This window comes from Streptomyces sp. NPDC030296, from assembly GCF_055572815.1.
In genome coordinates this window covers 499,701-513,446 of record NZ_JBVICQ010000001.1, presented here as the reverse complement: position 1 = coordinate 513,446, position 13,746 = coordinate 499,701, and the positions used below count along the sequence as shown (strand labels likewise).

Sequence of the window (13,746 nt, the reverse complement as noted above, 5' to 3'; positions counted from 1 at the left end):
GGTTCCCTTCGGGACGGAGGGCTCAGCGAGGGTCGGGTGGGCTGTCGGGTGGGCCGTCGGGGGTGCTCCGCCGCCGGTCGGCGCCGGTGCCGCCTCCGGAGCGCTGCCGGTGGCTGGTGTCGCACCAGGGGTAGATCCGGCTGCGGCGGCAGGTGCACAGGGCCACACGGAAGCGGTCCGAGGACACGGTCGTCCCGTCCTCCGTGGTGACCTCGACGGGGCCCTCGACCAGCAGGGGGCCGGGGCGCTGGACGGTGATGCGGCGGCGCTCAGCAGGGTCGTTCGGCACGGATGACCACCAGCTCTTCCTTCTCGTCGTCCCCCTCGTCCCCCAGCAGCCCCCGATCGCGCAACCAGGTGCTCCGCGAGCGCAGCACGGGCCCGAAGGCGACGTACCGGCGGTCGACGACCTCGGCCCACAGGCCCGCCGCCCGCACCTGCGCGAGCGTCCGCTCCGCGTCGCTCAGCGTCGACTGCACCAGCAGCAGCACCCCGCCGGGCGCGAGCAGCGCGGGCGCGTCCCGGCAGATCCGGTCCAGGGCGAGCCGCCCGTCCCACCCCGCGTCCCAGGCCCGCGCGGCGCCCCGTGCGGCCGCCCGCCCGGTGCCGTCGTGGCCGGGCTCCGGTTCCGGACCCGGTACGTAGGGCGGGTTGGACAGGATCAGGTCGAAGGACCGGCCCGACACCGGGGCCAGCAGATTCCCCCGGACGACACTCAGCGACAGCCCCGCGAGTACGGCGTTGACCTTGGCGTTGATCACCGCGCGCCAGGAGATGTCCACGGCGGTCACCCGGGCTCCCCGCCGGGCGGCGGCTAGCGCCACGGCGCCCGTGCCCGTACCGACGTCGAGGACCCGGGCCCGCGGCGCGAGCGACTCCCGCTCCAGGGCGTGCACCAGGAGCTCGGTGTCGTCCTGCGGGGCGTAGACCCCGGGCAGGGCGACGGGTGGTGAGAGAGGGTTCACGGTGCGGCCTCCGGGTGTGGGGACAGGGGCGGGGCCGGTCGAGCGGATGCCGAACGGCTGCCGTGCTGGGGCGGTGTCAGAGGGGCGCCCGCAGCGAGGACCGGCCGGCCCGCCAGGCGTCGAGGAAGCGGTCGGCGAGAACGTCCTCCAGATGGTTCGTGGCATCCACGCCGAACGCCACGTCGGCGTCCAGGTGCGGCTCCTCCGCGAGCAGCCCGGCGACGACCTCGTGTCGTACGACCTGCTCGTGGACGGCGTCGGCCTCGACGTGCTCGGTGTAGAAGTGCTCGGCGGCGGCCCCGGCCCCCGTCCGCCGCATCGCCTTCGCGAGCCGCCGGGAGGCGGGGGAGGAAGTGATCTCGACGGTCGCGAAGTGGCCGACGAGGGCGCCGCGCAGGGACCGGTGCAGCCCGAAGAGGGACATCAGGTTCACGAGGGCGAGCATCTCGGCGCCGGCCACGTCCACGTAGCGGCCGTAGGCCGGGTCGAGCCCGAGGTCCGTCATCAGGTCGGCGAAGAGACGGGCGTGGACCCGGTCGGCCCGGCCGCCGCCGAACTCGTCGAACTCCACCGCGGCCATCCCGGCCTTCGCCCGCCCCCACAGCCGGGGCAGCACCCAGGCGTGCGGGTCGGCCTCCTTCAGGTGGTAGAGGGAGCGCTGGGCGGCGTACTCCCGCAGCTGCCACAGCTCGCCCTCGTCCGCGAGGAACCGGCTGACGCCGGTGCCGTCCACGGGTTCGACCAGCAGTTCGTCCAGCGCCTCGTCGGCGCGCTTGTGCCGGGTCGCGACGGCGCGCAGGGCCTCCAGGAACGGCCACTCCAGCGAGGCCCGGAACCGCAGCAGCTCCGGGTCCCACTCGCGGTCGTCGGCGACGCCCGCGAATCCCCGGTAGTGCAGCTCGTAGCAGAGGTACAGCGCGAGCTGCAGATCCTCACCGAACGGGTCGGCCCCCGCGACCTCCCGCCCGTCGGGCGGCGCCCCGCCCCCGCGCAGGCACTCCACGAGGGCATCCGACAGCGGGCCCCTTCCCACGGGCAGCGACGGTTCCTCCGACCGGACATCCATGGCCGCCGGGTACCCCAGGACACGCCATTAGTCACCCGAAGATCGGACACCCCGCCCGGCACCCCCGCAAGGAACCCCGACACGGCACCGCCCGGGAACGATCGGGGGCGTGCCCCTGCGGGGCAGGCCCCGGACTCGGCCGGGCGCAGGGGGGCGGGGTCGATCGCCTCCTGACGCCGACGGTGGTACGGGTCGCCTGCGGCGTCCTGGCCACCGCTTCCCCGCCGAGCGTCGCGCCGGACCGCTCCGATCGGGCTGACGTCGCGTCGCGCCCGGATTACCGCTCCGGGGGGGGCGACGTCGCGCTGGGCCCGGGCTTCGTGTTCCGGCCCCGTCGCACGGGAGGGGGCCCTGCGGCGCGTCGGGCCAGGACCGCTTTGGTCGGGCTGACGTCGCGCTGGGCCCGGGCTTCGTGTTCCGGCCCCCTCGCACGGGAAAGGGGCCCCGCGGCCGCGGGGCCCCTTTCACCGGCTCAGCTCGGCGTGCGCCGGGCGCGCGGTCGGCGATGCTCAGACGCGTTCGCCCTTGGAGGGCGTGCGCCGCGTGCCCTGGACGCGCTCCTGGGCCTTGCCCTTGAGCTTCTTCGCCTCGCCGCGGGCCTGCTGCATCTTGCCCTCGACCTGCTGCTCGCGGTCGCCGGTGACCTTGCCGGTCATCTCCTTGGCCTTGCCCTTGATCTTGTCCATGTTGCCCTTGCCCTTGGCGACCATGGTGTTTCCTCCTGAGTGGGGTGAAGCTTTCCACCTCAACGTAAGCCGAACTCGTCACCGTCGCGCGTCGAAGCGTCACTGTCCGTGACGGGTTGGTGCGGGGTGCTGATCATCGGGGTGTGTCACCGGACCGCATGCCCGCCGGGCCCGGCCCCGGCGACCGCCATGACGGGCCCACCGCCTCCCGCCAACTCACCTGCCCCCAAGGGGTGGTGGCTTGCCACCGACCACCCGTACCTCAACCACGCCACCGCGCCGCCCCGCGTCGAGCCGACCGCACGGGACGTCGGCCCTGATCGCGGTCCTGCCGGAGCAAGGTCGGCTGCCCTGGCTGGAGTTGGCGTCCGGCGCCGCGCCCGCCGCCGAACCGACCCGCCGCGCGGCGGGGTTGCGCCCGCCTCACTCCGCGCGCGGTGACCCCGTCGAGCCCCGGACCATCAGTTCGCCCCGTACCGTCGCGATGCCCCCGTGCGGTGCCTCCTCGCGCCCCATCGCGATCCGCCCGGCGCGGGCGCCCGCCTCCGCCAGCGGCAGCCGTACGGTCGTCAGCGCGGGCACCGCGTCGATGCTGAACGGGAGGTCGTCGAACCCGGCGACCGAGACGTCGTCCGGGATGCGCAGGCCGGAGTCGCGCAGCGCCGCGCACGCGCCCAGCGCGACCGTGTCGTTCGCGGCGACGACCGCCGTCAGCGTCGGGTCGCGCCGCAGCAGCTCCAGCGTCGCCTCGTACCCGGAGAGCCGGTCGTACCGTCCGTAGACGGTCCGTCTGGAGTCGTCCTCGATACCGGCCGCCTCCAGCGCGGCCCGGTGCCCCTCCAGGCGGTGCCGGGTCGTGGTCCGTTCCTCGGGCCCGGCGATGTACCCGAGCCGCCGATGCCCCAGGCCGATCAGATGCTCGGTGAGCAGCTGCCCGCCGCCCCGGTTGTCGAAGGTGATCGCGATGGCCTCGGGTGTGGGCGGCCGCCCGCACAGCACGACCCGCGTCCCGGCCTCCGCCAGTTTCCGCAGCTTGTTGCCGACGGCCGTGAGATGCGCCGGGTCCTCGATGGCCCCACCGGTCAGCACCACGGCCGCGGCCCGCTGCCGCTGCAACAGCGTGAGATACGTCAGCTCGCGCTCCGGAGAGCCGCCCGTGTTGCACACCACGGCCAGCCGCTCCCCGCCCGCGCGCCCGCCCGGCCCGCCGATCTCGTTCTGGATGGCGCTCGCCATGATCCCGAAGAAGGGGTCGGCGATGTCGTTCACCAGGATGCCGACGAGGTCGGAGGTGGCGGCGGCGAGGGCGCTGGCGGGCCCGTTCAGGACGTAGTCCAGCTCGTCGACGGCCTTGAGCACCCGCTCCCGCGTGGACGCGGCCACCGGATAGTTCCCGTTGAGCACCCGGGAGACGGTCGCGGGCGACACCTGCGCACGGGCCGCCACGTCCGCCAGGGTCACTGTCATCGTTTACTCGCCTCCGGTGAGCGTCTCGTTCGGGTCGTCGTGAGCCGGGCGGCACGTCCAGTGGGTCGGACGACCCCTGGACAGGGCAGCGCGGCTCGTTCGGGGAACCATACGACCGCGATCACCGTTCGCCTCCTCGAACAACTCGAACCCCCTACGGTCTTGTCCGGACCGCTGCTCAGAGGCTAGCTTCTCACTAGATAGAAAGCGCTTGCTGTCACGCTCACCTCTTCACGGGTCCCCGGGCGTACGCGGCGCCGGACGCGTACGCACCACAACGAACACATCAGCGACGCAGACAACACGAAGGGATCGGCCGTGACACGCAAGACCGTACGGATCGCCATGAACGGCGTGACAGGGCGCATGGGGTACCGCCAGCACCTCGTCCGCTCCCTCCTCGCCCTCCGCGAGCAGGGCGGACTCGACCTCGGCGACGGCACCGTCCTGTGGCCCGAGCCGATCCTCGTCGGCCGGCGTGAGCACGCGCTGAAGGCCATGGCCGAGCAGCACGGCCTGGAGCACTGGTCCACGGACGTGGACGCGGTCCTCGCCGACGACACGGTGGACATCTACTTCGACGCCCAGGTCACCTCCGCCCGCGAGGAGGCCCTGAAGAAGGCGATCGCGGCCGGCAAGCACATCTACACGGAGAAGCCCACGGCCACCGGCCTGGAGGGCGCCCTGGAGCTGGCCCGCCTCGCCCACGCCGCCGGCATCAAGCACGGCGTCGTCCAGGACAAGCTGTTCCTGCCCGGCCTGCTGAAGCTGAAGCGCCTCATCGACGGCGGCTTCTTCGGCCGCATCCTCTCCATCCGCGGCGAGTTCGGCTACTGGGTCTTCGAGGGTGACTGGCAGGAGGCCCAGCGCCCCTCCTGGAACTACCGCGCGGAGGACGGCGGCGGCATCGTCGTCGACATGTTCCCGCACTGGGAGTACGTGCTCCACGAGCTGTTCGGCCGAGTGAAGTCCGTCCAGGCCCTCACCGCCACCCACATCCCGCAGCGCTGGGACGAGCAGGACAAGCCGTACGACGCCACGGCCGACGACGCCGCGTACGGGATCTTCGAGCTGGACGGCGGCGCGATCGCCCAGATCAACTCCTCCTGGGCCGTCCGCGTCAACCGCGACGAGCTGGTGGAGTTCCAGGTCGACGGCACGGAGGGCTCGGCGGTCGCCGGCCTGCGCAACTGCCGCGTCCAGCACCGCAGCGCCACCCCGAAGCCGGTGTGGAACCCCGACATCCCCGCCACCTACTCCTTCCGCGACCAGTGGCAGGAGGTCCCCGACAACGCCGAGTTCGACAACGGCTTCAAGGCGCAGTGGGAGCTGTTCCTCAAGCATGTGTACGCCGACGCGCCCTACCACTGGGACCTGCTGGCCGGCGCCCGCGGCGTCCAGCTCGCCGAGCTGGGCCTGAAGTCCTCGGCCGAGGGCCGCCGCCTCGACGTACCGGAGATCCAGCTGTGACGATCCGACTCCCCGACGGCGCGGGCGGGCTGAAGACCTACACGCCCCGCCCCGAACCCCTGGCCCTGACGACGGGCGCCCCCTTCACCTCCCGCACGGTCTTCTCGGCGGCGCACGTCGTCGCCGACCCCTTCGCCGACGTCTCCCCGGACTCCCCGGCGGCCGTCGACTGGGAGGCGACCCTCGCCTTCCGCCGTCACCTGTGGTCGCACGGGCTCGGCGTCGCCGAGGCGATGGACACCGCCCAGCGCGGCATGGGCCTCGACTGGGCGGGCGCGGCGGAGCTGATCCGCCGCAGCGCGGCCGAGGCGAAGGCCGTCGGCGGCCGGATCGCCTGCGGCGTCGGCACCGACCAGCTCACGGGTCCCGCCTTCCTGCCGGAGATCCTCAAGGCGTACGAGGAGCAGCTGGCGCTCGTCGAGGAGTCGGGCGCCCAGGCGATCCTGATGGCCTCGCGCGCACTGTCCGCCGCCGCGACGAGCCCCGAGGACTACCTGGAGGTCTACGGGCACCTGCTGCGCCAGGCCGCCGAGCCCGTCGTCCTGCACTGGCTCGGCCCCATGTTCGACCCGGCGCTGGAGGGCTACTGGGGCTCGTCCGACCTGGACACGGCCACGGAGACCTTCCTGGAGGTCATCGCGGCCCACCCGGACAAGGTCGACGGCATCAAGGTCTCGCTCCTGGACGCCCAGCGGGAGATCGACATCCGCCGCAGGCTCCCGAGCGGAGTCCGCTGCTACACGGGTGACGACTTCAACTACCCCGAGCTGATCGCGGGCGACGAGAAGGGCTTCAGCCACGCCCTCCTCGGCATCTTCGACCCGCTGGGCCCGCTGGCGGCGGAGGCGGTCCGCGTCCTCGACACGGGCGATGTGAAGGGCTTCCGGGACCTCCTGGACCCGACCGTCGAGTTGTCCCGCCACCTCTTCCAGACCCCGACCCGCTTCTACAAGACGGGCGTGGTGTTCCTGGCGTGGCTGTCGGGCCACCAGAAGCACTTCACGATGGTCGGCGGCCTCCAGTCGGCCCGCTCCCTGCCGCACTTCGCGCGGGCGTACGAACTCGCCGACGGCCTGGGCCTGTTCCCGGACCCGGCGCTGGCGGAGACCCGGATGAAGAACCTCCTGTCCGTGTACGGGGTGGCCCAGTGAGCACCACGGCTACCGGACTGGAACGCTTCTCCATCAACCAGATGACGGTGAAGCAGCTGTCGATGCCGGAACTGGTCGCCGGCTGCGTGGAGCTGGGCATCCCGGGCGTGGGCCTGTGGCGCGAGCCGGTGGCGGCCCACGGCCTGGAGGCGACGGCCAAGCTGGTCCGCGACGCGGGCCTGACGGTCACGACCCTCTGCCGGGGCGGCTTCTTCACGGCGATCGACCCGGCGGAGCGGGCGGCGGCCCTGGCCGACAACCGCAAGGCGATCGACGAGGCGGCCATGCTCGGCACGGACACGCTGGTCCTGGTCTCGGGCGGCCTCCCGCAGGGCTCGAAGGACCTCCACGGGGCGCGGGAGCGCATCGCGGACGCCCTGTCCGAACTGGGCCCGTACGCGGCGTCGAACGGCGTCCGCCTCGCCATCGAGCCGCTCCACCCCATGTTCGCCTCGGACCGCTGCGTGGTGTCGACGCTCGCCCAGGCCCTGGACATCGCGGAACGCTTCCCGGCGGACCAGGTGGGTGTGACGGTCGACACGTACCACATCTGGTGGGACGACACGGCCCCCGCGGCGATCGCCCGCGCGGGCGCCGGCGGCCGCATCCACACGTTCCAGCTCGCCGACTGGATCACCCCACTGCCGGCGGGTGTACTCACCGGCCGCGGCCAGATCGGCGACGGCGCGATCGACATGCGCGAGTGGAAGGGCTACGTGGAGGCCGCGGGCTACACAGGCCCCATCGAGGTCGAGTTGTTCAACGACGAGCTGTGGGCGGGCGACGGGCTTGCGCTGCTCGCGCAGACGGCGCAGCGGTTCGTGGAGCACGCGGGCTGAAGCGGGCCGCCGTTCGGTCCCCGGGGGCACGGAGAAGGCCCCGGGACCGGCGGCGCCGCCGGACGTGGAGGGCGAAGCCCTCACCGCCCTGGCCCGCGCAGAACTGCTGCACGGCGTAGCCGCGGTCGCCGCCGCCCACGCCCGTGAGGCTAGGCCCCGGGGACCGGCGGCGCCGCCGGACGTGGAGGGCGAAGCCCTCACCGCCCTGGCCCGCGCAGAACTGCTGCACGGCGAAGCCGCGGTCGCCGCCGCCCACGCCCGTGAGGCCCTGGCGGTGCACCGTGGCACCGGCTGGCGCAGGGCCCAGGCCGAGACCCTCGACATCCTCGGCCGCGCCGTCGACGCGACCGGCGAGGAGGACCCGGCTCCGTACCGGCGGGAGGCCGCGGAGATCTTCCGCGCTCTCGGCATCCCGCCCGGGCGGTCCGTCCCGGTCACGTCCCGCTCGGCGTCCCCGACCGCAGATGCGCCGTGAGCCGCTGGAGCCGTTCCCAGGACGCCGGGTCCTCGCCGTCGCCGAGGGCGTAGTGCAGGGCCGGGCGGGTCGTCGGGCCGAGGGCTGTGGGGGGCTGGTCGAGTGGGGTGCGGCGGGCGTGGTCGGGGCCGATGGTGTGGACGTCGTCGGGGCCCAGGGTGAAGGCGGCCGGCAGCGGCGGGCCCTCCAGGCGCGGGGCGGTCGCGAGGTCGGCGGGGGCCGCCTGCACGGACGTCAGCATGGTCCGCAGGGAGTGCCTGGTGACCAGCTCCTCCGCCAGCGCCCGCACCCGGTCCAGCGGCAGCTCCTCGCCCTCCGCGAACCCGACGGTCAGGACCATGTCCTCCTCCACGCCCTTCGTCGTCCGTGTCACCCGTAGCGTCGCGATGGCCCGGCGCTCGGGGCGCCCCACCACGATCAGCTGCGACGGCTCGGGCATCCGCTCCCGCGCCAGGTCCGTCAACTGACGCGGTGACCACGGGAGGTTGACGGGCTCCGCAGTGCCCCAGCCGCCGGGCGCCGAGCCGGTCAGGGCCTCCCACGCCGTCTCCAGCGCGCCGCCCAGCAGGAGCCGTTCGTCGGGCCGGTGCGCCGTACGCATCGCGACGATCAGCCGGCGGCCCGGCGCCTCCTCCGCGCGGCGCGTGAACGCGGCGGCCACCGTCGCCGCCCCGTCCTCGGACAGCGCGGGCGAGAACGCCCCGTCCTGCCAGCGCAGCACCGCCCCCGACAGACCGTCGTAGTAGCCGCACTCCGGGTCCCGCACCACCCACCGGTTGGGCACCCGGGCGAGCGTCGTCCGGGCCGGGGCGCTCAGGCGGACCCCGGGCGGGGTGACGATCTGCAGGGACCGCCGGGACGCCACGGCCGTCCGCATGATCTCGGCGAGCCAGCTGGTCAGCGCCACCACCGGGCGGTCGACGAGGACGACCGCCGCGTTCTCGGTGACGACGTCCACGGCGGGCTGCCCGGCCCCCGCCGACGGCACGGCCGACACGTCGACGGCCTCCGTGCTCGCGGCCCCGGCCGGCCAGGTCGTGCCGCCCAGCAGTGCATTGAGCCGGCCGCACACCACCCCGGCCAGCTTCTCCGCCTCGGGTACCGCCGTGGAGGCCCGTGCCTCCGTCCACCAGTAGGGGGCCTCGGCGCTCTGCCCGAGCAGCCGCTCCGCCTCGCCCGGCACCCGCACCAGCAGCGGCGACTCCACGGACACCAGGGGGCGCCCGCCGGGGCCGTGCAGCTGGACGACCGCCCCGTCGGCCGCCGCCGACAGGTCCAGGTCGGAGCCGCCCGCGTACAGACTCGCCATGAGCGCCCACACGTCGGGCATCGTCGGGGTGAGAGCGATGACGTCCTTGGTCACGTGCGGTCGTCCTTCTCGGTGGTCGTGACAGCCCGTCCTGACGGGTCCGCCACGGGTGGGCGTGGTCCCGTCGGGGCGGGCGCGGGGCGGTGTGTTCCCCTCGCTCCCCTCGGGGCGGTGATGGGCGGGCGTCGGCCCGGCTGAGCCGTCACCTGGGGGCGGCCTCCTCGGCGGACAGCGCCGTCTGGATCAGCTGGTGGGCGCGGCCCCGGCGCACCAGGGTGCCCCGGCCCGGCGGCTGCGCGGACGGGTACAGGCCGGGGAAGAGCTGGCCCTCGCTCCGCTCGCCGGTCATGAGCAGCGCCGCCGTGCCGGTCTCGCGGAGTGTCTGGAGCAGCGGCTCGTAGACGGCCCGCGAGGCGCCCGCCGTCCGCCGCGCGATCACGAAGTGCAGGCCGATGTCCTGCGCCGACGACACATACGGCAGGAACGGCGCCAGCGGCTGCTGCCCGGCGGTGGTGAGGATGTCGTAGTCGTCGACGAGGATCACGATGCGCGGCCCCTCGAAGGCGGGCTCGTCGGTCACCGCGTCCGGATCGGCGCTCTCCGGCATCCGCTTCTCCAGCTCGGTCGCGATCCCGGACGCCAGCCCGACGGCGAGCTTCGCGTTGTGCGCGTAACCGCCCCGGTACGGCTCCGGGACCACGCCCCGCAGCCCGCGCCGCGGGTCGAACACACCGAAGACCAGCTCCTCCTCGGAGTACCGCTCCACCAGCCGGTCCACGATCAGCTTCAGCAGGTTCGTCTTGCCGCACTCGTTGTCGCCGAGGACCAGCAGATGCTGGTCGGAGCCGAACAGGTCCAGGAGCACCGGCGCGAGGGCGTCCTGGTCGACGCCGATCGGGACGCGGCCCGGCTCGGCGACCTGCGACGGCAGCCGGTCGGCGGGCAGCCGGGTCGGCAACACCCTTACCGGCGGCGCCAGTTCGCCGTGCCAGGTGGAGCGGATCGTCCGGGCCGCGTCCTCCAGCGCCGGACCGAGGTCGCCCGTCGACGGCCGTCCGTCCAGGCGGGGCAACGCGACCTGCGCGAACAGCTTGCCGTCGGTGAGGGCCCGCCCCGGCGTGTCGGGAGCCAGGGTCTGCGAGAGCTTGCGGTCGACGCTGGAATCGCTCGGGTCGTTGAGCCGCAGCTCGATCCGGGTGCCGAACATCGACTGCGTCGCGATCCGCACGTCGTTCCAGCGGAGCATGCCGCCGACGACGTGGATGCCGTAGCCGCCGCCCCGCTTCAGGAGGTCCACGACCGTGTCGTCCAGCTCGGCGAACTCGTCGCGCAACGCCCCGAACCCGTCGATGAGCAGCACGATGTCGGTGGAGCCCAGCTCCCGCAGCTCGCCCTGGGCGCGGAGGCGGCGCAGCTGGTCGACGGAGTCGATGCCGTGCTCGCGGAACAGCTCCTCCCGCTCGATCAGCATCGTCCGCACCTCGGCGACCGTCCGCGCCGCCCGCTCCCGGTCGGCGCGCCCGGCGATCCCGCCGACGTGCGGCAGCCCGGCCAGCGCGGACAGACCGCCGCCGACCAGATCGAGGCCGTAGAGGGCGACCTCGGCGGGCGTGTGGGTCGCCGCCAGCGCCAGCGCGAGGGTCCGCAGCAGCGTCGTCTTGCCGGACTGCGGGCCGCCGATCACCGCCGCGTGTCCGCCCGCGACCGTCAGATCGAGCACCCAGTGGCCCTGCCACTGCTTGGCCGGGTCGTCCAGCACCCCGAGCGGCACCCGCAACGACCCCTGGCGTGCGGCGAGTTGGAGTCCGCGCTCGTCCACACCCACCGGCCCGGCCGCCGCGTCCAGCGTGATCGCGTCCGGCAGCGGCGGCAGCCAGATCCGCCGCACCGGACGCGCGGCCCCGGCGAGCCGGTCGACCATCACCGACATCACCGTCGGCCCGGTCTCCCGCTTGGTCGCCTTGGGTTCCTCGGGCGCGTCGCCCGCCGCCGGCGTGCCGCCGAGCGTGTTGTACGCCGGGTACGGCCACGCGAGCGGCGTGTCGTCGTCCTCCCGTGCGGCGAGCGCCGGACCCCGGTAGGCGCCGGACACGTACCCCGCCTTGAACCGCTCGTACGTCGAGGTGTCCACCTTGAGGTAGCCGAAGCCCGGCAGCGGCGGCAGATGGAAGGCGTCGGTGGTGTCGAGGACGGTCCGCGACTCGTCGGCGGAGAACGTCCTGAGGCCCAGCCGGTACGACAGATAGGTGTCGAGGCCCTTGAGCTTGCCGCCCTCGATGCGCTGGCTGGACAGCAGCAGATGCACACCGATGGAGCGGCCGATGCGGCCTATGGAGAGGAACAGGTCGATGAAGTCCGGCTTGGCGGTGAGCAGTTCACCGAACTCGTCGATCACGACGAACAGGTGCGGCAACGGTTCCAGGTCCGGGCGGCTGCTCGCCCGCAGGGCCGCGTAGTGCCCGATGTCGGCGACGTTCCCCGCGTCCTTCAGCACCTGCTGCCGCCGCTTGACCTCACCGGCGAGGCTGGAGTGCACGCGTTCGACGAGCCCCGCCTGGTTCTCCAGGTTGGTGATCACACCGGCCACGTGCGGCAGCCCGGTGAACGGGGCGAAGGTCGCGCCGCCCTTGTAGTCGACCAGGACGAGCGCGAGGTCCTCGGGAGGGTGGGTGGCGGCGAGCGCCAGCACCAGGGTGCGCAGCAGCTCGCTCTTGCCGGACCCCGTCGCGCCCACACACAGCCCGTGCGGGCCCATGCCCAGCTCGGAGGACTCCTTCAGGTCGAGCAGCACCGGCTCATGACGGTCCGTCAGGCCGATCGGCACCCGCAGGAACTCCCGCTCGCCGCGCGGCGCCCACAGCCGCTCCAGGTCCAGTACGGCCGGGTCGTCGACGCCGAGCAGTACGGGGAAGTCTACGGGCCCGGTGACCGGGGTGCCCTCGGCCGCCGACTCCGCCGACAGCCGCAGCGGCGCGAGCAACCGCGCGAGACCCTCGGCCCCGGCGGCGGTCACGTCGTCGGAGGAGCCCCGCGCGACCGCGTGCGCCCCCTCCCGGAGGTCCTCGACGACGACCTGGTCACCCCGGACGGTGATCCGCACCGACACCTGGTCCGGCTCGTGCACCTGCCGCTCCAGCAGATGCAGCACCGTGACGCCCATGTCGCCGAGCCCCACCGCCGTGTCCGGCAGCGGCAGCTCGGCGGCCGTCTCCCCGTACTCGTCGCTCACCACCAGCATGCGGGACGCCAGCCGCAGGGCGCCCCGGTCGGCCAGCCCGCGCCGTACCTCCGCCGCGTACGAGGCGCGCCGCCCCAGCTCATGGCGGAAGTGCCGGGCCAGCTGCGCCAGGCTGGGCGCGATCCGCCGGGCGGCCACCGGCCCGTCGTGCTCCTGGCCGTCCAGCACATGCGGCAGCCACTTCGCCCACTCCCAGTCGGGCAGCCGCTCGCCGGGCACCCCGAGCGCCACGGCCACGTCGTCCGGAGCGTGCGTCACGGCGACCTGGACGAGGAGCGCCCGCGCGACCCGCAGCACACCCTCCCGGTCGCCGACGACACTGACGTTGCCCGCGCGGTCCAGGGGCACGGTGATCGGGCAGTCGTCGGCCACCGCGTAACGGGCCAACAGGGCACGCGCCTCGTTCAGCATGAACGGGTCCGGCGGCGTCATCACACCGCCCTGGTTCTGCCCGATGGCCAGCTCCGCCACCGGCACGTCACCGGTGCCGACCCGCACCCGCAGGAAGTCCGCGTCCCGCCGCCGGCGCTCCCACAGCCGCGCCGGGTCCCGCGCGAGGTCGTAGAGGGCCTCCGGCGGCGGATCGAGCACCCGGGCCAGCGTCCGCCGCTCGCGCTCCTTCGCCCCCAACTCCTCGCGCAGCTCCTCCAGATACTCCAGGTACCGCTCGCGCTGCGCCCGCCGGGTGCGCTGCGCCTTGCCGCGCTGCGACAGGAACAGGGCGACCGCGCCGAGCAGCGCGAAGACCAGCACGACAGCGCCGAGCGCCGCGAACTGGCTGCTGCGGATCACGGTCATCATCACGACGGAGCCCATGACCCCCGCCATCGGCAACAGCGCCGTCGCCGCCGAACCCGCCTTGCCCTCCGGGAGGTTGGGCGGAGGTTCGATGGTGCGGGGTTCGGCCGCCCCGAGCGGGCGGGTACTGCGCGCGGGCCGATGGACCAACTGCTGGGTCACGGACGGACCCCTTCTTTCCATGGGTGGTCGTGCGTCGCGGTGTGGTGAGCGTGGTCGTGCGTCGCGGTGTCATGAGGGCGGGCGTCCACCGCGGAGCCGTGCCGGCCGCTTGTCGCGGAG

At 73.9% G+C, this 13,746-nt stretch carries 11 protein-coding genes; 4 read left to right on the top strand and 7 right to left on the bottom strand.

Going from position 1 to position 13,746, the window contains the following annotated elements; all coding sequences use genetic code 11:
- Positions 1–22 precede the first annotated feature (22 nt).
- The 5 genes from ACZ4Z3_RS02155 to ACZ4Z3_RS02135 all read right to left on the bottom strand — a co-directional run bounded on the left by ACZ4Z3_RS02155 (position 23) and on the right by ACZ4Z3_RS02135 (position 4,184).
- The gene (locus ACZ4Z3_RS02155; protein WP_468499235.1) at positions 23–289 is read right to left on the bottom strand and encodes a CDGSH iron-sulfur domain-containing protein; all 267 of its coding nucleotides are present in this window, start codon (positions 287–289) and stop codon (positions 23–25) included.
- Complete coding sequence (locus tag ACZ4Z3_RS02150) at positions 270–965, bottom strand: HemK2/MTQ2 family protein methyltransferase (RefSeq protein ID WP_468499234.1); 696 nt, start codon at positions 963–965, stop codon at positions 270–272. Before ACZ4Z3_RS02150 ends, ACZ4Z3_RS02155 begins: the two co-directional genes overlap by 20 nt.
- A 76-nt stretch (positions 966–1,041) precedes the next feature.
- Positions 1,042–2,031: an iron-containing redox enzyme family protein gene (locus ACZ4Z3_RS02145; protein ID WP_468499233.1), complete on the bottom strand. Its 990-nt coding sequence runs from the start codon at positions 2,029–2,031 to the stop codon at positions 1,042–1,044.
- A 509-nt stretch (positions 2,032–2,540) separates the two neighbouring features.
- Positions 2,541–2,741: a CsbD family protein gene (locus ACZ4Z3_RS02140; protein ID WP_468499232.1), complete on the bottom strand. Its 201-nt coding sequence runs from the start codon at positions 2,739–2,741 to the stop codon at positions 2,541–2,543.
- Positions 2,742–3,140: 399 nt separating this feature from the next.
- Entirely contained in the window at positions 3,141–4,184 is a 1,044-nt protein-coding gene (locus ACZ4Z3_RS02135) for a LacI family DNA-binding transcriptional regulator (protein ID WP_468499231.1), read from the bottom strand.
- A gap of 318 nt (positions 4,185–4,502) precedes the next feature.
- Between ACZ4Z3_RS02135 and ACZ4Z3_RS02130 the strand changes: the two genes are divergently transcribed.
- The 4 genes from ACZ4Z3_RS02130 (at position 4,503) to ACZ4Z3_RS02115 (ending at position 8,119) form a co-directional block, all read left to right on the top strand.
- Positions 4,503–5,654 carry a Gfo/Idh/MocA family protein gene (locus tag ACZ4Z3_RS02130; RefSeq protein ID WP_468499230.1) on the top strand — a complete coding sequence of 384 codons (1,152 nt, stop codon included), beginning with the start codon at positions 4,503–4,505 and terminating at the stop codon, positions 5,652–5,654.
- Complete coding sequence (locus ACZ4Z3_RS02125; protein WP_468499229.1) at positions 5,651–6,805, top strand: dihydrodipicolinate synthase family protein; 1,155 nt, start codon at positions 5,651–5,653, stop codon at positions 6,803–6,805. The genes ACZ4Z3_RS02130 and ACZ4Z3_RS02125 overlap by 4 nt, the downstream gene beginning before the upstream one ends.
- Positions 6,806–6,846: 41 nt before the next feature.
- Positions 6,847–7,644 carry a sugar phosphate isomerase/epimerase family protein gene (locus ACZ4Z3_RS02120; RefSeq protein ID WP_468499523.1) on the top strand — a complete coding sequence of 266 codons (798 nt, stop codon included), beginning with the start codon at positions 6,847–6,849 and terminating at the stop codon, positions 7,642–7,644.
- Between the two features lie 64 nt (positions 7,645–7,708).
- Positions 7,709–8,119 carry a hypothetical protein gene (locus ACZ4Z3_RS02115; RefSeq protein ID WP_468499228.1) on the top strand — a complete coding sequence of 137 codons (411 nt, stop codon included), beginning with the start codon at positions 7,709–7,711 and terminating at the stop codon, positions 8,117–8,119.
- Here the strand turns inward: ACZ4Z3_RS02115 and ACZ4Z3_RS02110 are convergent.
- Positions 8,079–9,482, bottom strand: a complete 1,404-nt coding sequence (locus tag ACZ4Z3_RS02110; protein ID WP_468499227.1) for a DUF6177 family protein — start codon at positions 9,480–9,482, stop codon at positions 8,079–8,081. The two genes, ACZ4Z3_RS02115 and ACZ4Z3_RS02110, sit on opposite strands and share 41 nt — an antisense overlap.
- 148 nt (positions 9,483–9,630) lie before the next feature.
- Positions 9,631–13,626, bottom strand: coding sequence for a type VII secretion protein EccCa (eccCa, locus tag ACZ4Z3_RS02105; protein ID WP_468499226.1), 3,996 nt, complete (start codon positions 13,624–13,626; stop codon positions 9,631–9,633).
- Positions 13,627–13,746: the final 120 nt, after the last annotated feature.

Bases quoted from the DNA above. Each gene is read 5' to 3' on its own strand.
- ACZ4Z3_RS02145 (WP_468499233.1), bottom strand. From the start codon at position 2,031: ATGGATGTCCGGTCGGAGGAACCGTCGCTGCCCGTGGGAAGGGGCCCG.
- ACZ4Z3_RS02140 (WP_468499232.1), bottom strand. From the start codon at position 2,741: ATGGTCGCCAAGGGCAAGGGCAACATGGACAAGATCAAGGGCAAGGCC.
- ACZ4Z3_RS02135 (WP_468499231.1), bottom strand. From the start codon at position 4,184: ATGACAGTGACCCTGGCGGACGTGGCGGCCCGTGCGCAGGTGTCGCCC.
- ACZ4Z3_RS02120 (WP_468499523.1), top strand. From the start codon at position 6,847: ATGACGGTGAAGCAGCTGTCGATGCCGGAACTGGTCGCCGGCTGCGTG.